We start from the raw sequence: 24,041 nt of genomic DNA on the forward strand, positions 1-24,041 counted from the left end.
AATTGCCGGTTAACCTTTATTCTTCTCATGATATACCATCTCGCGCAAAGCGGGAACATCGTAGTGGTCGCGAATGTTCACCAATTGCACGATGATGGCATTTGTATAGGCATTGTGTTTAAAATTGTGGATGATCTCCAGTACATCCCGGTCGATATACCGCGAATTCGTGCCATCAATGATCACGGTTGACTCCTTGGGCAGGTGGGTCAGCGTGTATTGGATGGCCGCTTTATTAAGGAAGGAAACTTCCTCCGCCAGGCGGATCGTGATACTGCCTTCTTCGGTGATCGTATAAAAGTAGGGATTGCGGAGGTTGGTACGCAGGATGAAGAATATCCCTACCGCCATGCCGATGCCCACACCGGTAAGCAGATCGGTAAGTACCACCGCGATCACCGTTACCAGGAAGGGAATGAACTGGTCGCGGCCATGTTTCCACATCTTTTTAAAGAGATCAATCCTTGCCAGCTTATAACCGGTGATGAGCAGGATGGCCGCCAGGCATGATAACGGGATCATATTGATCACCGATGGAATAAGGATCAGCGAAAGCAGCAGCCACGTACCATGTAAAATGGTGCTCATCTTGGTGCGGGCGCCGGAGTTCACGTTCGCCGAGGAGCGCACGATCACCGAAGTCATGGGTAAACCGCCCAGCAGGCCGCTTGTAATGTTACCCAGGCCCTGCGCAACCAGCTCGCGGTTTGTGGGCGAAATGCGTTTGATCGGGTCGATCTTATCCACCGCTTCGAGGCTCAGTAACGTTTCGAGACTGGCTACAATTGCGAGGGTAAAGGCAACCGTCCATACCTCCTTGTTACCGATCTGTGAAAAATCCGGCGAGCGGAAGAGATTGGTAAAATCGCTAAAAGAGCTCGCTTTCGGAATGTTTACCATCTGGTCTGCCTGCAGCGAAAGCCCGGTACCTTTAAAAACGATGGTTAGTACGATACCGATCAATACCACGATTAAGGGGGCCGGTATCCCGCTTAACTTCTTTACTTTGGGCCAGTAGATCATCACCAGCACCGAAAGAGCGCTGATAATGACCGCTCCGTAATTGATCCTGCTTAACGCCAGCTGAATGGCCGAAAACGTGTTATTCCCGGACTGCTGAAAGCTTTCGTCACCCTCAAAATCCGCGTCATATCCAACGGCATGCGGAAGTTGCTTTAAGATAAGGATGATCCCGATGGCAGCCAGCATACCTTCAATCACCGCAGAAGGAAAATAATTGCCGATCGTTCCTGCTTTAACCAGGCCGAGGATGATCTGCAGCACCCCCGCGATCAGCACGGACAGCAGGAAGGTCTCAAAGGTTCCCAGCTTCCCGATCGCCGTAAGCACGATCACGGTTAACCCGGCTGCAGGCCCGGTGGCGCTCAGCTGCGATCCGCTGGCCATGCCCACCACGATGCCACCGATAATGCCGGCCAGGAGACCCGAAAATAACGGGGCCCCCGATGCCAGGGCGATACCCAGGCATAGCGGCAATGCAACAAGAAATACAACGATACTGGATGGAATATCTTTTTTAAGGTTTTTCGGTAAAAAGTATTTCTTTAAATTCAAAGAAGAGGCAGACCATTGATTTGCGGCCATAAACAAGCGAATTAGATCAAATTAAACATACGGTTCCATGCAGGCGGCAAGAGGCTGTCTGCGATAATAGCTAAACGGGGTATTTAAACGTTTGGCGGGGGAGTGGGAACGGTAGGGTAAAATGTCTGCACGTGTTCGTCATCCTGAATGTCGGCCGGGGTGGAAGCCATAAACGTTAACGGGCTCACGAAGGTAAAGGAGAGCAGGTCGTTGCAATACTCCTTAAGAAGGGGCTCTTTCATCTTCTCAGAAGATTTCTCGGCGTTGTCTTCTATCTCGAGCTGCATGATCACCGCATTGATGACCTTGTTATCGTAATGCGCCAGGAAAAAAGGGATAGCAGAGATCAGCATCTTCGAAAAGAAGATCCCGATGAAGAAAATGCTGAACGCTTTTTGTACTACCTGTTTACGCATCGTTTACGATCTTTTCTGAAGTTATGTGCCTACTCCAGGACTGACCTTCGCAAAAGTAATTTTTTCGAACAGCTTTTAATAGGCGCAACTTAGTTTTTACAAAAAAATAACAAGTAATTTCGCGACAAGGATGCGATTAATGCTTCCTGGCTCATGATCAGCAACCCACTTCCGTGAATAAAAAAATAGCATTACTCCAGCAGAAACGCGACGAAGCACTAAAAGGCGGCGGCGAGCAGCGTATTGAAAGCCAGCACAAAAAAGGAAAGCTCACTGCCCGGGAGCGCCTCCATTTCCTGCTGGATGAAGGTTCATTCGAGGAGATCGGCATGCTGGTAACGCACCGGTCCGTTGATTTCGGTATGCAGAAAGAGCAATACCCCGGCGATGGCGTGGTAACCGGTTACGGCACCGTCAACGGGCGAACGGTATACGTATTTTCCCAGGACTTCACCGTTTTTGGCGGGTCCCTTTCTGAAACGCACGCCGAAAAGATCTGCCGCATTATGGACCTTGCCCTGCAAAACGGCGCACCCGTGATCGGGCTAAACGACTCGGGCGGCGCCCGGATACAGGAGGGCGTGGTATCGCTCGGCGGATACGCGGATATTTTTTATCGCAATACGCTGGCATCGGGCGTGGTCCCGCAGCTTTCGGCTATTATGGGGCCTTGTGCGGGCGGGGCGGTATATTCTCCGGCCATCACCGATTTTATCCTGATGGTGGAGCACACTTCCTACATGTTCGTAACCGGCCCGGGCGTGGTAAAAACAGTGACACATGAGCAGGTAACTTCCGAAGAACTGGGCGGCGCCGGCACCCATGCCACCAAATCAGGCGTGACCCACTTTGCCTGCGCGAACGAGATCCAGGCGCTCGATCGCCTGAAGCAGCTGCTGAGCTATATGCCTCAGAACTGTGAAGAAAGCGCTCCTTCGCTGCCTTATGAAGCTGCCGATGAGCGCCGCGAAAAATTGGACGATATCCTGCCCGAGAACGTTTCTCATCCCTACGACGTTCGCGAAGTGATTGGCGAAGTAATTGATGAAGGCACGTTCCTAGAAGTGCACAAAGATTTCGCCGAGAATATCGTGGTAGGGTTTGCAAGGCTGGCCGGGAAAAGCATCGGCATCGTAGCCAACCAGCCGGCTTTCCTGGCGGGCGTGCTCGACAACCACTCGTCGGTAAAAGGAGCCCGCTTTGTACGCTTTTGCGATAGCTTCAACATCCCGCTGCTGGTATTCGAAGACGTTCCCGGGTTTCTGCCCGGTACCGACCAGGAATGGAACGCTATTATTACCAACGGCGCCAAGCTGCTTTATGCATTTTGTGAAGCGACGGTGCCAAGGATCACCGTCATTACCCGCAAAGCTTACGGAGGTGCGTACGATGTAATGAATTCCAAACATATCGGCGCAGACATGAACTATGCGTGGCCTTCGGCGGAGATCGCCGTAATGGGTGCAAAAGGTGCTGCAGAGATCATTTTTAAGCGCGAAATTTCGGCCGCTGCCGACCCGCAGGCACGGTGGATCGAAAAAGAAAAAGAGTACTCCGATATTTTTGCCAATCCATACCGGGCGGCCGAACGTGGCTTTATCGACGAGGTGATCGAACCTTCGCAAACCCGTGCAAAACTTATACGGGCATTTAAGATGCTGGAAAATAAAGTGGTAAATAACCCCAGGAAAAAACATGGCAATATTCCCTTGTAGCTGCGGGATTAACAGGAAACGGGAAAATCCGTATCTTAGGGCGCTCTTATAATCGTGAATGTATTAGTTGTTCTGAACATCTACCCGTAACGTAGTGCTGCATTAACTCAAAAAAATCCCTGAATGATCTCTATACAACCCATCGAAGCAAAGCAGGCCTGGCCGATCCGGCATAAAGTAATGTATCCAGAAAAAGACTTTGATGATATTAAGCTTCCGCTTGATTCGGAGGGTTTACATTTCGGATTATTCGACCACGATCAGCTGATCAGCGTAGTTTCTTATTTCCCTGATGGCAACCAGGCGCAGTTCCGCAAGTTTGCTACGCTCGAAGAAAAACAGGGATCCGGTTATGGGGGAAAATTATTGCAGTTCATTATCGACTACAGCAAATCTGCGGGCATTAAAAGACTGTGGTGCAACGCGCGGAAAAACGCAGTTGGCTTCTACCAAAAATACGGGTTTACCGAAACCAACCGCACTTTTAACCAGGACGGTCACGAATTCGTGATCATTGAGCTTGGCTTATAAGCGCTTCGGGTGAGCGGCGCAAACCTAACATCACTTTAGCTTTCCGGTTATCTTTCTTTTTTAGCGACAGTTCCGCGAGGTCCATGGCAGAACTGGTGTTTCCCTGCATTTCGGCAAGTACGGCCATGTTGTAAAGCGACTTAGCGGCGAGGTCGTTATTCCCTGATCGCGCCAGCGGCTCCAGTAGGGCACGTGCGCGCTCATAATCCCCGGCCATAATGGCTTCCCCCGGTGCTTTCAGCGCGTCGGCAGCATATATTTCACGCAATATCGGGCGTGAGCCCCGTTTATAATAACCCGCGACATGACGGGCCGCGACTTTAGAAATATCCTGGATATCTGCCGCATTAGGCGTAATGGCGGGACCAAATGCCAGCAACGCGCTCACCACGCTCCTGCCGGAATGATACCGGCTGGCATTGCCGGTTAACTCCATAAATTTATTTTCGCGGATGTCGTACCAGGCCCAGGTACTTCTTGCGTAAACTGAGTAATGTGCCGTTTTGCTGGTAGATCCGTCCTGGTTCTTTACTTTTTCCACCTCATCCTGGTGAAAACCGGTAGTATAACTTTCCAATGACAGGACGTAATCTGCCTGGTATTTTTCTGCCAGTTTACTCAACTGGCCGGAGGTAAGAATGGTTGAGTCAGGCAGCAAATGAATATCGCGTGCCATCGTAACACTGTCGTATGCGCTGATCACGTTAACTTTCATACCAGCAAGCTCGTTCTCAACCGTCGCGAGCATCGCCAGGGAACCGCTGCGCACCGCGTTGGTTTTCTTAGCCCGTCTGAATTCGAGCTGGTAAGGATCGAAACGGTTAATGATCAGTATCGTGGCATGGGTGCTTTGTATATCGATCGCCGGGGGAACGGCCAGGGAATAATGAACATACCGTACACCGCAGGAAGTCAGCAATAACAGGAGCAGCATGGCAAAAACAAAAGTGCGTATCATATTCATGGATTATAGGTTAATTTTGCGTCCCTTTGGGTGAAGACGCAGGGGACACAAGATCAGTTGCAATGGAAAAGATATTTTAAACAGGGAGTTTGATAGCCTGGTATTCGGATTAAGGAGTTCAAAATTATGATCGATGCTGATCTTGCGGCGTTGTACGGAACGGAAACAAAAAATAAAGCAACAGCTTTAAAAGGAATATGGAAAGATTTCCGGCAGCCTTTATGTTCGAACTTACAAATGAAAAACAGCGGCTGGTCATAAATTGTGACCGGCTGGCAGGATCGAAACATTCAGGCACCAACCCGCTGGCATTTACCGGACAGGGAGTCGCGATGTTAAGATCTCCGAAAGCCGGCGAAATAACTATTGAAATTATGCGTGCATTTGTATATTACAGGCAGATTCTGCTGCTTAACAAAGAAATGCATCCGGAAGATAGCGGCAACGGACCGGAAGATCGACGAAGTATTCCGTTTCCTGCCCGATAAAACAGAAACAAAAAAGGCCGGGGGCGATGGAGCCTCCAGGATATAAAATAAGCAACACTAAGTAGTAACATGGAAGAAGAAAATAAGTCCAGGCACCAACCTGTAGTCACCGAAGAATCCGTTAAGTTTCTCGAAAAATATATCAACAACGCTTCTCCTACCGGTTTCGAGTGGGAAGGTCAGCGCTTATGGCTCGAATACCTGAAGCCTTATATCGACACCCATTACACCGATAACTACGGTACCGCTGTTGGCATTATCAATCCCGATGCACCTTATAAAGTAGTTATCGAGGCACATGCCGATGAGATCTCCTGGTTTGTAAATTATATCACCAAAGACGGATTGATCTATGTGATCCGCAACGGGGGGTCTGACCACCAGATCGCGCCGTCCAAACGGGTGAATATCCATACAGACAAAGGCATTGTAAAGGCCGTATTCGGGTGGCCGGCCATCCACACGCGCAGCGGCGAGAAAGAGGAAGCGCCCACATTGAAGAATATTTTCCTCGATTGTGGCTGTACCTCAAAAGAAGAAGTCGAGGCGCTGGGAATTCATGTTGGCTGCGTGATCACTTACGAGGACGAATTTATGATCCTGAACGACCGCTATTATGTAGGCCGTGCGCTCGATAACCGGGTGGGCGGCTTTATGATCGCCGAAGTAGCGCGCCTTCTGAAAGAAAACAATAAAACGCTTCCCTTTGGACTCTACATTGTGAATGCCGTACAGGAAGAAATTGGTTTACGCGGGGCCGAAATGATCGCGCACCGCATTAAACCGAATGTAGCCATTGTAACTGATGTTACGCACGACACGCAAACACCAATGATCAACAAGATCACGGCCGGCGATCTTGCCTGCGGAAAAGGCCCCGTAGTTTCGTATGCGCCCGCCGTACAAACCAACCTGAACAAACTGCTCATTAACGCTGCACAGGAGAATAATATTCCGTTCCAGCGGCAGGCGTCGTCCCGTTCCACCGGCACGGATACCGATGCGTTCGCCTATTCCAACGAGGGTGTAGCTTCCGCCCTGATCTCGCTGCCGCTGCGGTATATGCATACAACCGTTGAAATGATCCATAAAGAAGATGTAGATAACGTGATCAGGCTGATCTACGAATCGCTGTCAGATATTGAAGCCGGCCAGGATTTCAGGGCTTTTCAACAGATTTGATCTTTAACAAAATAACCCGCTGCAACTTGCGTTATATAGTCTCATAGGATTCTGAAAAGCGGCCGGGACACTCATTGTTCAGGCCGCTTTTTTACTTTTCTGGCACAATTATTTAGCCACCTACTGATCCGCTATACTACGTATAACGTATAACGCCGAACTACAACGTAAAAGCTTTTTACTAATTTAGTGCTATGAAACCAACCCTACTTATCCTGGCTGCCGGAATGGCCAGCCGTTACGGAAGCATGAAACAAGTTGACGGCTTTGGCCCTAATGGTGAAACGATCATCGACTACTCCATCTACGATGCCATCCGTGCAGGATTTGGCAAAGTAAGTTTTATCATCCGCGAAGAATTTCTCGACAATTTTAAAGGCATTTTCGAGCCGAAACTGCAGGGAAAGATCGAAACGGATTATGTTTTCCAGCGTTTCGACCTGAAGCCGTTCGGAATCGATAAAACCGTAGAACGTGCCAAGCCATGGGGAACCGCCCACGCCGTGCTCGCCGCACGCAACCAGGTAAAAGAACCTTTTTGCGTAATTAATGCCGACGATTTCTACGGCTATGACTCGTTCGAGAAAATGGCGAAGTTCCTTACCACGGAAGCCTCAGGAGACACCTATTCACTGGTAGGTTACCAGATCGATAAAACATTATCTGATTACGGCTCTGTTTCCCGCGGCGTTTGCAAAGTGAACGATGCGGGCGACATGGTAGAGATCAACGAACGTACCGAAGTATATTTCACTGCCGGCGGTGGTGTGGCTTATAAAGAAAACGGGGAAGAACACCCACTGCCAAATGATACCCGCGTATCCATGAATTTCTGGGGATTCACCCCGGAGGTTTTCGCGCAAAGCGAAGATATGTTCAAACGCTTCGTTGATGCCAATGAGCATAACCCGAAGGCTGAATTCTTTATCCCGCTGGTGGCCGATGAGCTCATTAAAACCGGGACCGCCTCTTTTAAAGTGATTCCGACCGCGTCTAAATGGTTCGGGGTAACTTATAAAGAAGATAAACCGATCGTGCAGGCCAGTATCAGCAAACTGGTGGCAGACGGCGTATACCCTGAAAACCTCTGGTCATAATCGCCGCACTTTATTCCCGATATGAAAAAAGCCAGCACTAAAGCTGGTTTTTTTTGTTTTACGGGCATGACAGAACTTACCGGAAACGCCACGCATATAGCAGCAGAAGAAAATAAGCTCATAATAGAAACCTATGGCGCAAAAGCGGAGATCAGCATTTACGGCCCGGAGATCATACGGATCAGGATCTCAAAACGGAACGCCGCGCCCCGCGAATCCTTTGCGGTGATCCGGGAACCGGCGGCGTTAAGCCCCTGCCATGAAGAAGCGGATGCAATCACACTCGAAACAGGCGCGTTAACATTGCGCATCGACCGGTTCCCGCTCCGGTTCAGCTTTTTCAACAAAAACGGGCAGTTGCTGGGCGCCGACGACCCACGGTTCGGCACCACCTGGCAGGGCGATCGCGTGATCACCTACCGGAAACTCTTCCCCGGGGAAAAGTTCATTGGCCTCGGAGAGAAAACCGGGAATCTTAACAGGCGCGGAAGTAATTATGTGAACTGGAACACCGACGCCGCGCTGCACACCCCCGAAACGGATCCCTTATACAAAACGTTCCCCTTCTTTATCGGCATCCACGACGGGCTTACTTACGGCTTGTTTTTCGATAACCCGCATAAAAGCTACTTCGATTTCGGCGCTACTACCGACGACCAGATGAGCTGGTTCGGCGCCGACGGAGGCGAGATGAACTATTATTTCTTCGGATCGGCAAGCGTCGCCAAGATCCTGGAAGATTATACCTGGCTAACCGGCCGCATGGAAATGCCCCCGCTCTGGAGCCTCGGCTACCAGCAATGCCGCTGGAGCTATATGTCGGCGGCAGAAGTACTCGACGTGGCACGCAAACTCCGGGAACGGCAAATTCCGGCAGATGTAATGTATTGCGACATCGACTACATGGACAATTACAAGATCTTTACCTGGAACAAAGACACCTTCGCCGACCCCAAAGCAATGATCGATGAACTGGCGTCAATGGGCTTTAAGCTCGTAACGATCGTAGATCCGGGCATCAAGATAGAAGAAGGTTATCTTCAATACGACGAAGGCATCAGGGAGAAATTTTTCGCCGCCTACCCCAATGGCGAAGAGTACGTGGCAAGCGTATGGCCCGGCCGCTGTCATTTTCCCGATTTCTACCGCGAAGACGTGCGCGAATGGTGGGGACGCTCGTTCGCTGCCCTGACAGATCCTGGTGTCGCCGGATTCTGGAACGACATGAACGAACCTGCCGCCTGGGGCCAGAACATTCCATGGCTGGTGCAATTCGGGAAGTTCACGCTTCCCGAGGTGAGAAATGCGTACGGGCTCGAAATGTCTAAAGCTACCTACCTGGGCACCCGGAAATTACTTGGAAACAAACGCCCGTTCGTATTAACAAGAGCGGCATATTCAGGCATTCAAAGATACTCCGCGGTATGGACAGGCGACAATGCCGCTACCGACGAGCACCTGCTGCTTGGCGCGAGGCTTGTAAACAGTCTCGGTTTAACCGGCCTGTCGTTTATCGGCGTGGACATCGGCGGTTTTATGGGCGACCCCACTCCCGGGCTGATGGTCCGCTGGAACTCACTCGGCCCGTACATCCCCATGTTCCGGAACCACTCCGCGATCATGTCGAAAAATCGCGAGCCCTGGCTTTGGGGCGAGGAAAACGAACGGATCATCCGCAAAGACATCGAACAACGATACCGGCTGATACCTTATATATATGCTTGTTTTTACCAATCACATACCACCGGGATGCCGCTGGCACGCACACTGGCGATCGATCATACCCACCTGGAACCGGTGTATGATCCCCGGTTCCAAAACCAGTTCCTGTTCGGCCCTTCCCTCCTGGTAGCTCCTGTAGTAAGTACGGTGGAAGAAACAGAGGTTTATCTTCCTCCAGGGACCTGGTACCGGCTCAGTACCGGTGAACGATTCGCCGGCGACCAGGTAATCATGGCCGCCGCTCCCCTGGCCGACCTCCCCGTATTTGCAAAAGCCGGCGCCATTATCCCCATGCAGCGGGTGATACAAAGCACCTCCTTCGCCGGCGATGGCGTGCTCGAACTGCATGTATGGCATGGCCATGAACCGTCAGAATTTTTATATTATGAAGACGACGGAGACTCTTATAATTACCTCGATAGCGACTATTACCGCAGGCTGCTGAAATTTGACCCGGAAAGCAACCGCATTATCCTGGGACAAGCGAAAGGCAGGTTCGCCTCACGCTACCGGGAGATCCTCTTGCTGTTGCACGGATTTGGGACACATACACCAACAACTTTCACGGTGAAGAATGACCGGCAGCAGATCTTGGTTACAATTACCAAATAATTTCTTTTAATGATATTATTTTTCTTTTAATTACCTATTGACGTTGTTTAAATTATATTTACCTTAGCAACAGGATGTTAAATATTAATAATATTTTTAGTATTTAAAATAAAATACTAAGTTTGTAAAAATATAAAGCTAAAAAAATGAGCAATACGGATAAACTCAAAGCATTACAGCTTACGCTCGATAAGCTCGAAAAATCATATGGCAAAGGAACGGTGATGAAGCTGGGCGATACGGCAGTGGAGCCGATCGAATCTATTTCTACCGGCTCTATCGGCCTTGATATCGCTTTGGGAATCGGCGGCTTACCAAAAGGCCGCGTGATCGAGATCTATGGCCCGGAATCATCGGGTAAAACGACCCTGGCCACGCACGCCATTGCCGAGGCTCAGAAAAAAGGCGGGATCGCTGCGTTTATCGACGCAGAACATGCTTTTGATAAATATTATGCCAGGAAACTGGGTGTAGATATAGAAAATCTCCTGATCTCGCAGCCGGATAACGGCGAACAGGCACTGGAAATAGCCGACAACCTGATCCGTTCAGGGGCGATCGATATTATCGTGATCGACTCCGTAGCTGCGCTGGTTCCAAAGGGGGAAATTGAAGGCGAAATGGGCGACTCGAAAATGGGCCTGCAGGCACGCCTGATGTCACAGGCACTTCGGAAACTTACCGGGACGATCTCCAAAACCGGTTGCTGCTGTATCTTTATCAACCAGTTGCGCGATAAGATCGGTGTAATGTTCGGTAACCCTGAAACCACTACAGGTGGTAATGCACTCAAGTTTTATGCTTCCGTGCGTTTGGATATCCGCCGTATTTCGCAGATCAAGGATACCGACGAAGTATCCGGAAACCGGGTAAAAGTGAAGATCGTTAAAAATAAAGTGGCGCCACCTTTCCGCATTGCGGAATTCGACGTCATGTTCGGTGAAGGGATCTCCAAAGCAGGTGAGATCATCGACCTAGGTGTCGACTTTGACATCATCAAGAAATCAGGTTCCTGGTTTAGCTATGGCGACACCCGTCTCGGACAGGGAAGAGATGCCGTAAAACAATTGCTGCGGGATAACCCCGAGCTTATGGAAGAGCTGGAGGGAAAGATCAAGGCAACCGTTACCGCCGAGAAGCTGGAAGAAAAGTAAGCATGAGGGTAAAGGTTTGAGGTCGGAGGTTAAGTTTAAGGTTTTTCGTATAGCTAAAGCGTTATACTTCAGACCTTTAAACTCAACCTTTGCCTACTTAAACAGCCGCCCCTTCCTTCATCTTTTCCGCGTTCTCTGCAAATTGCAGCGCATCGATCAATTCCTGGATGTCTCCATCCATAATGGCGTTCAAATTATACATGGTTAAACCGATCCTGTGCTCCGTAACACGGCCTTGCGGATAATTATAGGTACGGATCTTTGCGGAACGGTCGCCTGTAGACACCATCGTTTTACGTTTCGCAGCGATATCTCCGTTATGTTTCTGCAGCTCAAGATCATATAACCGGCTCCGAAGCATCTCCATAGCGCGTTCGCGGTTACCGAACTGCGAGCGCTCGATCTGGCAAACCACCACCATCCCGGTAGGTTTATGGGTAAGCTGGACTTTGGTCTCTACCTTATTTACGTTCTGACCACCTGCACCACCCGATCGTGATGTCTGCATTTCCACATCCGCAGGATTCAGGTAAAAATCCACTTCTTCTGCTTCCGGTAAAACTGCTACCGTAGCGGCCGAGGTATGTACACGTCCCTGGGTTTCGGTGTCGGGCACTCGCTGAACGCGATGTACGCCCGATTCGAATTTTAACTGACCATATACGTCTTCCCCACTCACGTTCATGATCACTTCCTTGTATCCGCCGGCTGTGCCTTCGGTCACGTCGGCCACTTCTACCTTCCAGCCTTTTTTCTCGAAGAAACGGGTATACATGCGGTAAAGATCGCCGGCAAACAGCGCGGCTTCGTCGCCGCCGGTACCGCCCCGGATCTCCAGCACGGCGTTCTTCGCATCCTGCGGATCCTTCGGAATCAGCATCAGGCGGATCTTATCCTCGAGACTTTCCTGTTGTTCGAGCAACTCGTCGAGGTCCATCCTGGCCATTTCCCGCAGCTCGTCGTCTTTTTCGGTTGCCAGGATCTGCTTATTGGTATCGATGTTACTCATCACATTGTGGTAGATCTTATACTCATCCACAATACGGCCCAGGTCTTTATAATCCTTGCTCAACTGGGCATAACGCTTCATATCGCTCATGGTCGAAGGATTGCTGAGTTCCCGTTCAACTTCTTCCCAGCGCTGCTTGATCGCTTCTAATTTATCTAACATACTCTATTGTAACGCGGTAAGCGCTTATTGAAAACACAAAAATACGATTTTGGATTGAAAGCTATTGAACCGGTGAGGGCTCAAAGTACTTTAGGGTAACGGTTTCACCGTCGAACACCGCATAAGACCGGCAATTAAGCCATTCTCCCAGGTTAATATAACGGCTCCCGGAAATAGAAAGATCGATCGGGAGATGCCGGTGCCCGAAAATAAAGTAATCGAAATGCTCCTTTTTAAGCAACTCCCGGCTGTAAATGGCCAGCCATTCGTAATCGTCGCCGAAATAAGCGGTATGCTTTGGAAGTTGCGAAGCGCGACTTTTCCTGGACCACTTTGTAGCGATGGCGATACCAAGGTTGGGGTGGATCCGCGCGAACAGCCATTGACAGAAGCCGCTCCTGAAGATCTTCTTCAAAATTTTGTACCTGGTGTCGCCAGGGCCGAGGCCATCGCCATGGTGGATATAGAACTTCTTCCCATTACGGGTGATCACCAACTCGTCAGACACAACCGTTACTCCCAGCTCTTCGGGGAAGTAGTCGAACATCCACATGTCGTGGTTTCCTTTAAAAAAGGTAACCTTAATCCCGGAATCGACCAATGCGGCGATCTTTCCCAGGAACCGTGAAAAGCCGCGGGGTACCGCATGCTTGTATTCGAACCAAAAATCGAACACATCTCCTACCAGGTAGATCTCCGCGGCATTGACGCTGATCTCGTCCAGCCACCTGATCACCGCATCTTCGCGGATCCGGCTGGCCGCATTATTGGGTGTCCCAAAGTGAAAATCAGAAGCAAAATAGATATGTTTGCGCTCGGGCATGGTCGCAAATGTACAACTATTCCTTATCTTGGGATGCACGATAACAAGACGCAAAACATGAGAAAATTATTGTCACTCACCTGCCTTGTCCTGTTTGCCGAAATCGGCATTGCACAAGTTATTTCTCCTGAAATGAAGTACCCCGAAACAAAAAAAGTGGAGGTTACCGATACCTATTTCGGCACCGTTGTCCCCGACCCTTACCGCTGGCTCGAAGACGACATGGCCGCGGACACAAAAGCCTGGGTAAAAGCGCAAAACGAGGTAACACAAAAATATTTCGCGGGCATCCCGTTCCGCGATAAGATCAGGGACCGGCTGCAAACCCTGTGGAACTATGAAAAATACAGCGCACCGTTCAAGGAAGGCGGATATACCTATTTTTATAAGAACAACGGCTTACAGAACCAATCGGTACTCTACCGGCAAAAGGATGGCGGCACGCCGGAAGTATTTCTCGACCCTAACGCTTTCTCGAAAGATGGCACCATCTCCCTTGCCGGGATCAGCTTTACAGCAGATGGAAGCATGGCGGCTTACCAGGTCTCGGAGGGCGGTTCGGACTGGACAAAAGCGCTGGTCCTCAACACTGCCGACAAGAAACTGGTGGGAGATACCCTGATCGACATCAAGTTTTCCGGCATCGCCTGGAAAGGCAATGAAGGCTTCTATTACAGCAGCTATGACAAACCGAAGGGCAGCCAGCTCTCGGCGATGACGCAGTATCACAAGCTGTATTACCATAAACTTGGCACTTCTCAAAAAGAAGACAAACTCATATTTGGCGGCGAAGCCACTCCACGCAGGTACGTCAGCGCCTACCTGACGGAAGACCAGCTTTACCTGGTGATTGCTGCCGCTAACTCGACGACCGGTAACGAACTATATATCCAGGACCTCGACCGGGAAAACAGCAAAATCGTCCCCGTTGTGAGCAACGCCGACCAGGAACACAGCATACTTGACAACCGCGGCTCGAAACTATTTATCTACACCAACCTGAAAGCGCCGAACCACAAGATCGTAACAGTTGATGCCGCCGATCCCCGGCCTGAAAACTGGAAGGACTTCATCCCCGAAACGGAGAACGTAATGGACGCGACCACCGGAGGCGGCAAGATCTTCGCTACTTACCTGAAAGACGCCACCTCGATGGTAAAACAGTTTAACATAAATGGCCAGGAAGAGCGCACTATCGCCTTACCGGGCGTAGGCTCGGCTGGCGGCTTTGGCGCCAAGCGCGAAGCGAAAGAGGTGTATTACACGTTTACCTCCTATATCTACCCGTCGACTATTTTTAAGTTCGATATCGCTACCGGCAAGTCGGACGTATTTAAGAAGTCCGGCGTACAGTTCGACCCTTCTAAATATGAGTCTAAGCAAGTGTTTTACCAATCGAAGGATGGCACGAAAGTCCCGATGATCATCACCTACAGGAAAGGCATCACGCTCAACGGGAAAAATCCGACCATGTTGTATGGATACGGAGGCTTCAGCATTAGCCTGACACCTTCCTTCAGCACTTCCAACATCATCCTGCTTGAGCAGGGCGGAATTTACGCGGTCGCTAATCTCCGCGGGGGCGGCGAATACGGGGAAAAATGGCACCTCGCGGGTACCAAACTGCAAAAACAGAACGTATTCGACGACTTTATTGCGGCCGCAGAATACCTGATTACAAACAAATACACCTCGAAAGACTTCCTGGCGATCTCCGGGGGCTCTAATGGAGGGCTGCTGGTAGGCGCAGTAATGTCGCAACGCCCGGATCTCTTTAAGGTTGCTTTCCCCGCCGTGGGCGTGATGGATATGCTCCGTTACAATAAATTCACTGCCGGCGCCGGATGGGCGTATGATTATGGTACTGCGGAAGATTCGAAAGAAATGTTCGAGTACCTGTACAAATATTCTCCTTACCATGCGTTTAAACCGGGAACGGCTTACCCGGCAACCATGGTCACTACCGGCGACCACGACGACCGCGTGGTGCCTGCACACTCCTTCAAATACGCCGCACGCTTGCAGGAGTTCCACCGGGGTGACGCCCCGGCACTTATCCGCATAGAGACGAAAGCAGGACATGGCGCAGGAAAATCCACTACCCAGGTAATTGAAGAGCAAAGCGACAAATGGGCATTCATGTTCAAAAACATGGGATTGAGCTGGAGGCCGTAGCGATACATGAAGCTGTCGTTTTCTCCTTTCGAGCTGGAGCTCAAGTATCCGTTTACCATCTCACGGTTCTCCAGAACCTCTACCCCGATCATGCTGGTAAAGCTTTCTCACGAAGGCTGTACCGGACTCGGGGAGGCATCTATGGTCCCCTATATGGGTGAGAACATGGAAACTGCCACCGGCTTTTTAAACAAGATCGATCTCTCCGCGATCAAATACCCGTTCGATCACGCGGAAATAAATGCCTACCTGGACAGTATCGCCCCCGGCAATCCCGCGGTAAAGGCTGCCGTTGATATTGCCTGTTACGACCTTCGCGGAAAGCTGGAGAACAAACCATGCTACACTTACTTCGATGCCGATCCGGCCAATATGCCCGTAACCTCCATCACCATTGGCATTGACACCCCGGAACTCGTGCTAAAAAAAGTGCACGATGCCGAAGCCGGCAAGGTGATCAAGATCAAATTAGGGCGCGATAATGACGAAGAGCTCATCCGCACCATCCGGCAGGCAACAGACAAGCCGCTGTACGCGGACGCCAACCAGGGCTGGATGGATCCTCAGGAAGGTCTCGACAAGGTTTACTGGTTACAGGAGCAGGGCGTTGTATTGATCGAGCAGCCGATGGCCCGGGATAACCGGGACGGTAACGCATGGATCACGGCGAGAAGCCCGATACCGATCATTGGCGACGAAGCCGTACAAAGGCTGGGAGACGTGACCGCTGCCAGCGGCATCTACCATGGCATTAACATGAAGCTCATGAAAAGCGGCGGTTTATATGAAGGACATTTAATGATTAAAAAGGCCACCGAACTTGGCATGCAGGTTTTGATCGGCTGTATGAGCGAGACAAGCATCGGGACCCTCGCGGGGGCAGCGCTCGCACCCTTGTGCCACTGGGCCGACCTCGACGGCCCGTTCCTTACCAGCAATAATCCATATCCCGCCCCGCCGTTCAGCGAAGGAAAATGGGAATTGTCCGCTGCCCCGGGCTTGGGAGTTGCAGAGAACTCGCCAAAAACTTAGCGGCTTTTGGTGAGTTCCTTGATCTTCTTTATCAGCCTGATCTTCAGGTAAACAACAATAACCATCACGAATATCGATCCGAGGAGTAACCCGTATCGCTGGTGATTAAACGACCAGATGGCGCTCATCACCATTAGAAACAACGCGATGTTATACGCGATATTAAGTAGGATCTTATAGCCCATTCCTAATATACCTGCATACCCGGATCGAATTCCGCAGCCCAGGCCAGGATCCCTCCTTTAAGGTTGTATAAATTCCCGTAACCCAACTGGTGCTCCAGCTGGTTAACGGCAGCTGCGCTGCGCGCCCCGCTACGGCATTGGATAATAACGGGCTTGTCGGTTGCGATCCGGTCCGACTCGACCAGGATCCCGACAAGCGGAATATTCTCACCATTCAGGTTTGACATCTCGTATTCAAAGGGCTCACGTACATCGATCAGCTGGAAATCTTCACCGCTTTCGATCATTTGCTTCAGCTCAAGAACTGTTTTTTCTTTCATCTTTTGGGATTTAGAGTGGTCAAAGATAGAAAAAACCTGAAAGCGCTAAGTATTTTTATATGAGCCTGTAACAAGTTTCCCGCATGGCCGTTTTATTATAGATTTGTACATCTCCTGCACATTATGAACAAGATAACCCAGTTTTTTTGGTTTTGCTCCGGGGCTCATACCGGTACATTAAAAAGATTCCCCACCGAACAAAATAAATACGTCGGTATCGGCGCCACCATATTTTTTACCGCCTTATTTGCTTCCCTTTCGGGAGGATACGCCATGTACTTCGTATTTTCAGGCAGCCCTTTCGCAGTTGTTTTCGCTATTTTATTCGGGATTTTATGGGGCCTGGCTATTTTTAACATGGACCGGTACATTGTATCCAGTATCAATAAAAGCGGGTCGACCAACCGGCAGGTGCTGCAGGCTACGCCACGGATCATCCTGGCGATCATGATCGGCGTAGTTATTTCGCGGCCGCTGGAGCTGAAGCTGTTCGACAAAGAGATCAGGCAAAAATTGAAAAGCAGTTATCTTAATAGTCAACGGTCCAAGATCGATACGCTGAATAAAACATTTGCCAGGAAATATACCCTCGAGCTTGAGAAGATCGCCGGCCTGAAGGCAGAACAAGACTCACTTATCAAAGAAATTAAAGATTCGCGCTTTGTATTGAACCAGGAAATATTTGGTGATAAGACCAACCAGACCTCCGGACAGACGGGATTCGGCACCTATGCCAAGCAAAAAGAAAGCGTACTCAAACAGAAAGAAGAACGATTGGCTTTCGTGAGAGCTGAGCTCCAAAAAATGGACGACTTTATCAACAACCGCAAAGACTTCGACGGGCTCTCCAGCCAGCGGATGTTTAGCGGGAAGCAGCTCGACAGTCTTTCAAATGTGGCCGGCTTCGCCGATAGGAACTGGGCGCTCGGACAGTTATCCTTTAAAGAAGACGGCACCCGCGACCTCGATACTTACCTGGCTATTTCATTTATCGGTTTTCTTTTCATCCTGTTCGAGTGCCTCCCGGTATTTGTGAAACTGATGAGCAACCGCGGACCGTATGACATCGCCCTTCAAAATGTAGAAGATTCTGTGATACACGGCTCCTACAAAGACCGTGATTATGATATCTCGGTTACAGACGGTATCTACGAAACGCGCGTAGACACGGAGATCGATAAACAAAAACAGATCATCAGGGGTAAATCAGCCAAAGAGCTGCAGGGATATCCCTGGGATTAACAGGATCATCCCGCGTTTAAAAACCGGGTTTCCGCCTACCACCCGAAGCAAGGCCTGCTTATAATGTGCCCGGCAAACCCTCTTTGCCAAGATTTTTTTTTAAATCATTTTCACCAATCCTTTTTATTAAAAAAAATCTAAATTGGTAACGCACTTAGGGATATAAAATTATCGTCAAACTGTGCATCTTTTTGGATTTTGTAGAATCTCTAAACTAAATTATTATCTAAATATGAGCTCATCAGGAAGACCCGTTAAGGCCGCGTTGGCCCGGGGCTGTATGGAACAATACGAAGTATTGTATACAGGAAAAGACTACACGCAGATCACCAGCGCATTTACCAAAAGCGTCAGATTCGACGGCCCTAGCCTAACAGCATGGATGTCTTCGCTGTCGGCGACAGACTATAACAACATCCGTGTATGCTTCGGGGTTTATACCAATGAATTTCAAAAAGAATACGCTGCAAATTTAAAGGAAACAAGCATCGGCCGATTAACAGCATTTCTATGCGCGTATAATGATGATACACCCGCAAAATATGTGTCTGCTGCGAAACGCGATGGAGATCCGGACGACGGAGATCCGAATGACGGTGATCCGAATGACGGAGACCCGGACGACGGTGATCCCGATGACGGAGACGTCGATCCGTTTAACATGGGCAGCCTGGAGCCTTGATCGCGCCAGCCATTCATCACTACGCAGAGGCGCTCGGTTTAATTTCAGCCGTGGTTTCCTATCCACGGCTGAAGTCATCTTTTATGAAGTGGTTCTGCCCATGTCTGTTGATCGTATTTACCGTAGAACTTGTACAGTACTACCTGCACTATATTTATAACTTCTCCCCGTATTATATTTATAACAGTTATGTGCCGTTACTTCATTTGTTCTATGTATTTATCTTTTATAAGTTCGCTACGATAAAAACCAACAAAGCCGTCATCCTTACCGGGGCCGGGATATTCAGCATCGTCTACTTTTTCTACCTGTTTACTGTCGGTTACCGCGATATTCCTATGGGTATCATCCTGGTATACAGCAGTCTTTTTTTAGTGCTAAATGCCTGCCTCTTTTTATATGAGTACCTGATGCATGACGGCCCTACGGAAAACAACCGGTGGAGCTCCGGGTTATGGATTGCCGTTGGTGTAATAATATTTTATTGTGGAATAGTGATCAGTTATTCTTTACGCAGCTATAGCATCGCCCATCAGGTTATGCTGCACGGAAAACTACTTCATGTTACCTTGCCGCGTTACCTGTGCATGGTATTATATTTGTGCCTTTCTATATCGTTTTTTAAATGGAAGGGTCATCCAAAGAGTTCCTAGTTACTGTTGTGGCGGCCAGTGCGATGATTATCATGCTGGCTGTTTTCACCATCCTCTTTCTCCTCCTGTTTGTAAAAAAGAAGCGCAGCCTCCAGCGCGAAAACGAGCTCATGCAGATCGCTTACGAGCAAACCCTCCTTCAAACGCGCGTAGAGATCCAGGAACAGACCTTAAAGCACATCAGCCAGGAGATCCACGACAATATCGGCCAGGTATTGAGCGTAGTTTCTTTAAAGCTGAACACCCTGACCAATTTCGATCCGCAAAAGATCGCCGATACCGATAAACTCATAAACAAAGCGATCGCCGACCTGCGCGGGCTAAGCAAGAGCTTCAACCCGGACAGGATACAGCAGGTGGGGCTATTAAAAGCCATAGAGAATGAGTTCGACCAGCTGGAAAAAACAGGCCGCTATCATACCCGGATCGATTTTGATGCCGACGTTCCAACGCTTTCGCCGGAGAAGACCCTGATCCTGTACCGCATGTTCCAGGAGATCGTGAACAACATTATTAAACATGCAAAAGCGACGGAGATCACCGTCCTGTTTTCAGAAGACGCATCGGGGCACCTGATCACGGTAAGCGACAACGGCCAGGGGTTCGACCAGGACACCACTCCCGCCAATGGCATCGGCATTCAGAACATTAACCAGCGCGCCAAACTAATCCAGGGTACCGCACGTATCAGCAGTGCACCCGGCGCCGGAACATCCGTGCAGATCTCGCTGAAGAAAGAGAAATAACCTGCCGGCTGGTATTGATAATAAGTAAATAAAAAAGTTCAACTTTGCAATGATGAGCCCTGGAACACTTTATCTCCTCCCTGTACCTTTAGCAGAAAATTCTGTAGCGCAAGTTGTTCCGCCGCTCCACCACGACCTTGTTTCGCGACTAACCGTTTACATTGCCGAGAACAGTAAAACGGCACGTCATTGGATTAAGGCCATCGCTCCCGGGGTAACGCAGGCTGCCCTCACTATCCACGAATATGGCAAGCATACCGATAAAACCAGTCTTGCACATTATTTTGCAGAGCTCGCGAAGGGCGAAGATGTCGGGCTTATGAGCGAAGCCGGCTGTCCCGCTATTGCGGATCCCGGGGCGGACATCGTTGCCGAGGCACATCGGCGCAACATCCGTGTATGTCCGCTGGTCGGCCCCAGCTCTATCCTGCTGGCATTAATGGCTTCCGGGTTTAACGGGCAAAGTTTCGCGTTTCATGGCTACCTTCCCATTGGGAAAGAACCCCGGGCAAAACGCCTGAAAGAGTTGGAAAGCAACGCATCGCGCTATGATCAAACGCAACTATTTATCGAAACCCCTTACCGGAACAACCAATTGCTCGAAGAGATCGTTCGTACCTGTAATCCGCAAACACGCTTATCGGTAGCGGCAGACCTGACGGCTAAGGAAGAAACCATCATTTCGGCAACCATTGCCAAATGGAAGACAAAAAAAACGGACCTGCATAAAAGACCGGCGATATTCTGCTTGTACAAGGCGGGATAGGAACGTCAAACTCTTCTAGCCGTGTATCGTTTCCTTTTTCCCGTAACTGGCAATCACCTCACCCTCGTACACCAGGAAATCCTTCCACCGTTTCTCTACATCTACCAGGCCTGCATACTTACGCGCAAATCCCAGGAACATGGTGTAATGCGTAGCTTCGCTTACCATCAGCTCATGGTAGAAAACGGAGAGTTCCTCATCGTTGATGTTCTCTGAAAGCACCTTAAACCGTTCGCAGCTGCGGGCTTCGATCATAGCCGAAAAAAGCAGCCGGTCTACCAGTTGTGCATTACGGCCCCCTCCTTTTAATATAAACCTGGCAAGCTCGTTTACATAATTGTCCTTTCGTTCTTTTCCCAATACAAAGCCACGTTTCACGATAATATCGTGCACGCGCTTAAAGTGGTCCATTTCCTCCTGCACCAGCAGGGCCATTTGCTGCACCAGGTCGGAGAGGTCGGGGTTTTGAACGATCAGCGTGATGGCATTGCTGGCGGCTTTTTGTTCACAAAAGGCGTGATCTGTCAGGATCTCCCGGATGTTGCTTTCCACAACATTCTTCACCCAGAGGGGATCCGTGGGAAGCTGCAGGCGAAGTATGGTTTGTTCAGACGACATGTACAAAAGTAGTGATCAGTTGGCAGTTGTTCAGTAACGGGTCCTTACCGGTATAGGTTCTTGCTTTCGATAAAGTCCAGGACTTTATCGGGGACAAAGAACCGCACGTCTTTTTTTTCCTTTACCGCTTTGCGGATGAAGGTGGCCGACAGCTCCATCAGCGGCGTTTCGGTAACGGTAACGGAAGGATGAGCTATCCACTCGCTCTCTCCGAAACCGGGACGCGGGTATACGTGAATATGATAATCCCTCAGGATCAGCTCATAATTCTTCCACTTTTTGAGCGAAACCAGGTTGTCGGCGCCCATGATCAGGCTAAAAACGTGGCCGGGGTACCGCTCTTTTAAATGGGTAAGCGTATCGATCGTATAAGACGGCTGCGGAAGCTTTAACTCAATATCGCTTACGCGGATGTTGCCAGCGTGTTCAAAGGCCAGCTTAGCCATTTCGAGCCGGTCGTACATATTGATCAGTTCTGACCGCTCCTTGAGCGGGTTATGCGGCGATACCACCAGCCATACCTGGTCGAGGTCCGTATGATTGGCCATATAACTGGCGATAATCGCATGGCCGGTGTGAATGGGATTAAAGGAACCGAAGAATAAACCGATTTTCATAGTTGCTGTCAGCTCCAGCCATCAACCGCCGGGCTGATGGGTTTTCGCAATACTATCCCAGGAACGTCGTTACCAGTTCTTCCGCTTCTTTACAAGCTACGTCCAGGTCGTGGTTCCTGAGTATGGTGTCAAATTTTTCCGCGTAGGTAAGCTCTTTCCTGGCTTTCTCAAAACGTTCCCGGAGCTTGGCTTCGCTGTCGGTGCCCCGCGACCGAAGCCGTTCGGTAAGCACCTCGAATGAAGGAGGCTGCACAAAGATCGCCAGCGCGTCGCCATCGTATTTCTTCTTAAGGTGCATGCCGCCTTCTACGTCTATGTCAAAGATCACATGTTTTCCGCCGTGCCAGATCCGCTCGATCTCGGAGCGCAGGGTACCATAAAAAGTACCGGAATATACCTCCTCGAACTCTACGAATTCCTTTTGCGCGATACGATGCAGGAACTCCTCTTTCGAAATAAAATAATAGTCTTTTTCGTCCACCTCTTCTCCGCGCGGAGGACGCGTCGTCGCCGAAATAGAAAACGACAATTTATCGGGAAACTTACTCAGCAAATGTTTCACGATAGTGGTTTTACCCGCGCCGGAAGGAGCCGAAAATATGATGAGCTTACCGTTGTTCATTATAACACGTTCAGCAATTGTTCTTTAATTTTTTCAAGCTCTTCCTTCATGCCCACTACAAGCTGCTGGATCTGAGCGTCATTGGCTTTTGAGCCCATGGTATTTATCTCCCGGCCGATCTCCTGTGAAATAAAGCCTAGTTTCTTCCCGTTTGCATCGGGCAATTTGAGTGTCGACAGGAAATAATTACAATGGCTGGTAAGCCGGATCTTTTCCTCGGTGATGTCCAGCTTATCGATATAATAGATCAGCTCCTGCTCAAACCGGTTGTGATCCACGTTTTCCTTACCCACATACTCCTGCATCAGCAGGCGGATGCGTTCCCGGATCAGCGGAATGCGTTTCGGCTCCTGCTCCTCCACCTCTTTCTGCAGCCCAAGGATCCGGTTGATCCGGTACTCAAGGTCCTTCTGCAGCACTGCGCCTTCATCGCTCCTGAACTGCTGGAAGCTTTTAATCGCCGCCTCAATCGTGTCATTTAATTGCTTCCATTCCTCGTCAGATACGGCTTCCTCCTCGTAATGGATCACCTCCGGGAAGTTAAGCGCCACCTGGAAAAGGTTCGACGCCTGGTCACCCAGCTCATCGGCCACTGCCTTTAATTGTGTGTAATAGCTTTTTAAAAGACCGGTATTAATAGAGGTCGTTTTTATTTCCTTATCGGGATATTCTGCCGTTACCACGAAGCTTACCTTGCCGCGCTCGATCTGCTTGCTGCATTCATTACGGATCAGCAATTCTTTATCAGAAAATGCGCGGGGAAGTTTCAGCGAAAGCTCGAGGAACTTGCTGTTTAGTGATTTGATCTCGACCGTATATTTTACCTGTGCAAAATCATTGGCCGAAAGGCCGTATCCCGTCATGGATTTGATCATGGCGCAAAGATAAGATTTTCCGGCATTA

24 protein-coding genes and 1 pseudogene are annotated in these 24,041 nt (G+C 49.7%); 14 read left to right on the forward strand and 11 right to left on the reverse strand.

Annotation, left to right across the window (positions count from 1 at the left end):
- Window positions 1–9: 9 nt before the first annotated feature.
- On the reverse strand, window positions 10–1,605 hold the full coding sequence (locus GS398_RS02670) for a SulP family inorganic anion transporter (RefSeq protein ID WP_160905179.1): 1,596 nt from the start codon (window positions 1,603–1,605) through the stop codon (window positions 10–12).
- Between the two features lie 83 nt (window positions 1,606–1,688).
- A complete protein-coding gene (locus GS398_RS02675; protein WP_160905180.1) occupies window positions 1,689–2,021 on the reverse strand; it encodes a hypothetical protein in 333 nt (110 codons plus the stop codon).
- Window positions 2,022–2,194: 173 nt separating this feature from the next.
- Between GS398_RS02675 and GS398_RS02680 the strand changes: the two genes are divergently transcribed.
- Together GS398_RS02680 and GS398_RS02685 are read left to right on the forward strand one after the other, a co-directional pair.
- Entirely contained in the window at window positions 2,195–3,736 is a 1,542-nt protein-coding gene (locus GS398_RS02680; protein ID WP_160905181.1) for an acyl-CoA carboxylase subunit beta, read from the forward strand.
- A gap of 123 nt (window positions 3,737–3,859) precedes the next feature.
- Window positions 3,860–4,267 carry a GNAT family N-acetyltransferase gene (locus tag GS398_RS02685; RefSeq protein WP_202405935.1) on the forward strand — a complete coding sequence of 136 codons (408 nt, stop codon included), beginning with the start codon at window positions 3,860–3,862 and terminating at the stop codon, window positions 4,265–4,267.
- On the opposite strand, the gene GS398_RS02690 is transcribed toward GS398_RS02685, so the two are convergent.
- A complete protein-coding gene (locus tag GS398_RS02690; protein ID WP_160905182.1) occupies window positions 4,248–5,225 on the reverse strand; it encodes a DUF6340 family protein in 978 nt (325 codons plus the stop codon). The genes GS398_RS02685 and GS398_RS02690 overlap by 20 nt on opposite strands.
- 197 nt (window positions 5,226–5,422) lie before the next feature.
- Between GS398_RS02690 and GS398_RS02695 the strand changes: the two are divergent.
- The 5 genes and pseudogenes from GS398_RS02695 to recA all read left to right on the forward strand — a co-directional run.
- Window positions 5,423–5,719 (forward strand): annotated as a pseudogene (locus GS398_RS02695) (ORF6N domain-containing protein); the annotation flags it as partial.
- 69 nt (window positions 5,720–5,788) lie between these two features.
- Complete coding sequence (locus GS398_RS02700) at window positions 5,789–6,901, forward strand: M42 family metallopeptidase (protein ID WP_160905184.1); 1,113 nt, start codon at window positions 5,789–5,791, stop codon at window positions 6,899–6,901.
- A gap of 194 nt (window positions 6,902–7,095) precedes the next feature.
- Window positions 7,096–7,998, forward strand: coding sequence for a nucleotidyltransferase family protein (locus GS398_RS02705; protein WP_160905185.1), 903 nt, complete (start codon window positions 7,096–7,098; stop codon window positions 7,996–7,998).
- 66 nt (window positions 7,999–8,064) lie between these two features.
- A complete protein-coding gene (locus tag GS398_RS02710; protein WP_237488066.1) occupies window positions 8,065–10,332 on the forward strand; it encodes a glycoside hydrolase family 31 protein in 2,268 nt (755 codons plus the stop codon).
- A gap of 146 nt (window positions 10,333–10,478) precedes the next feature.
- Window positions 10,479–11,486, forward strand: coding sequence for a recombinase RecA (gene recA, locus GS398_RS02715; RefSeq protein ID WP_160905187.1), 1,008 nt, complete (start codon window positions 10,479–10,481; stop codon window positions 11,484–11,486).
- A 97-nt stretch (window positions 11,487–11,583) separates the two neighbouring features.
- Here recA and prfA read toward each other — a convergent pair whose 3' ends face one another.
- On the reverse strand, window positions 11,584–12,657 hold the full coding sequence (gene prfA, locus GS398_RS02720; protein WP_160905188.1) for a peptide chain release factor 1: 1,074 nt from the start codon (window positions 12,655–12,657) through the stop codon (window positions 11,584–11,586).
- A 61-nt stretch (window positions 12,658–12,718) separates the two neighbouring features.
- Window positions 12,719–13,480 (reverse strand): UDP-2,3-diacylglucosamine diphosphatase, encoded by a 762-nt coding sequence (locus tag GS398_RS02725; RefSeq protein ID WP_160905189.1) that lies wholly within the window; start codon window positions 13,478–13,480, stop codon window positions 12,719–12,721.
- Window positions 13,481–13,537: 57 nt separating this feature from the next.
- Between GS398_RS02725 and GS398_RS02730 the strand changes: the two genes are divergently transcribed.
- The gene (locus GS398_RS02730) at window positions 13,538–15,655 is read left to right on the forward strand and encodes a prolyl oligopeptidase family serine peptidase (RefSeq protein ID WP_160905190.1); all 2,118 of its coding nucleotides are present in this window, start codon (window positions 13,538–13,540) and stop codon (window positions 15,653–15,655) included.
- Between the two features lie 6 nt (window positions 15,656–15,661).
- Entirely contained in the window at window positions 15,662–16,687 is a 1,026-nt protein-coding gene (locus GS398_RS02735; RefSeq protein WP_160905191.1) for a dipeptide epimerase, read from the forward strand.
- On the opposite strand, the gene GS398_RS02740 is transcribed toward GS398_RS02735, so the two are convergent.
- Both GS398_RS02740 and GS398_RS02745 read right to left on the reverse strand, forming a co-directional pair.
- Window positions 16,684–16,872, reverse strand: a complete 189-nt coding sequence (locus GS398_RS02740; protein ID WP_160905192.1) for a DUF6358 family protein — start codon at window positions 16,870–16,872, stop codon at window positions 16,684–16,686. The two genes, GS398_RS02735 and GS398_RS02740, sit on opposite strands and share 4 nt — an antisense overlap.
- A 2-nt stretch (window positions 16,873–16,874) precedes the next feature.
- Entirely contained in the window at window positions 16,875–17,192 is a 318-nt protein-coding gene (locus GS398_RS02745; protein ID WP_160905193.1) for a rhodanese-like domain-containing protein, read from the reverse strand.
- A gap of 123 nt (window positions 17,193–17,315) precedes the next feature.
- Here GS398_RS02745 and GS398_RS02750 point away from each other — a divergent pair, with 123 nt between their 5' ends.
- The 5 genes from GS398_RS02750 to GS398_RS02770 all read left to right on the forward strand — a co-directional run bounded on the left by GS398_RS02750 (window position 17,316) and on the right by GS398_RS02770 (window position 21,281).
- Entirely contained in the window at window positions 17,316–18,434 is a 1,119-nt protein-coding gene (locus GS398_RS02750; protein ID WP_160905194.1) for a DUF4407 domain-containing protein, read from the forward strand.
- A gap of 232 nt (window positions 18,435–18,666) precedes the next feature.
- Window positions 18,667–19,116 carry a hypothetical protein gene (locus GS398_RS02755; protein ID WP_160905195.1) on the forward strand — a complete coding sequence of 150 codons (450 nt, stop codon included), beginning with the start codon at window positions 18,667–18,669 and terminating at the stop codon, window positions 19,114–19,116.
- 83 nt (window positions 19,117–19,199) lie between these two features.
- The gene (locus GS398_RS02760) at window positions 19,200–19,769 is read left to right on the forward strand and encodes a hypothetical protein (protein ID WP_160905196.1); all 570 of its coding nucleotides are present in this window, start codon (window positions 19,200–19,202) and stop codon (window positions 19,767–19,769) included.
- Window positions 19,742–20,515: a sensor histidine kinase gene (locus GS398_RS02765; RefSeq protein ID WP_160905197.1), complete on the forward strand. Its 774-nt coding sequence runs from the start codon at window positions 19,742–19,744 to the stop codon at window positions 20,513–20,515. The genes GS398_RS02760 and GS398_RS02765 overlap by 28 nt, the downstream gene beginning before the upstream one ends.
- Window positions 20,516–20,564: 49 nt before the next feature.
- Window positions 20,565–21,281 (forward strand): SAM-dependent methyltransferase, encoded by a 717-nt coding sequence (locus GS398_RS02770; protein WP_369410215.1) that lies wholly within the window; start codon window positions 20,565–20,567, stop codon window positions 21,279–21,281.
- A 15-nt stretch (window positions 21,282–21,296) separates the two neighbouring features.
- On the opposite strand, the gene GS398_RS02775 is transcribed toward GS398_RS02770, so the two are convergent.
- From GS398_RS02775 to GS398_RS02790, 4 genes are read right to left on the reverse strand one after another with little or no spacing between them, the layout of a single operon-like run.
- Window positions 21,297–21,899 (reverse strand): MiaE family protein, encoded by a 603-nt coding sequence (locus tag GS398_RS02775; protein WP_202405936.1) that lies wholly within the window; start codon window positions 21,897–21,899, stop codon window positions 21,297–21,299.
- Window positions 21,900–21,943: 44 nt separating this feature from the next.
- A complete protein-coding gene (gene nadD, locus GS398_RS02780; RefSeq protein WP_160905198.1) occupies window positions 21,944–22,516 on the reverse strand; it encodes a nicotinate (nicotinamide) nucleotide adenylyltransferase in 573 nt (190 codons plus the stop codon).
- 52 nt (window positions 22,517–22,568) lie between these two features.
- The gene (gene gmk, locus GS398_RS02785; protein WP_160905199.1) at window positions 22,569–23,138 is read right to left on the reverse strand and encodes a guanylate kinase; all 570 of its coding nucleotides are present in this window, start codon (window positions 23,136–23,138) and stop codon (window positions 22,569–22,571) included.
- Window positions 23,138–24,013 (reverse strand): YicC/YloC family endoribonuclease, encoded by an 876-nt coding sequence (locus GS398_RS02790; RefSeq protein WP_237488067.1) that lies wholly within the window; start codon window positions 24,011–24,013, stop codon window positions 23,138–23,140. The genes gmk and GS398_RS02790 overlap by 1 nt, the downstream gene beginning before the upstream one ends.
- Between the last annotated feature and the right edge of the window lie 28 nt (window positions 24,014–24,041).

It is taken from the genome of Hufsiella ginkgonis, from assembly GCF_009834915.1.
GTDB lineage: Bacteria > Bacteroidota > Bacteroidia > Sphingobacteriales > Sphingobacteriaceae > Hufsiella > Hufsiella ginkgonis.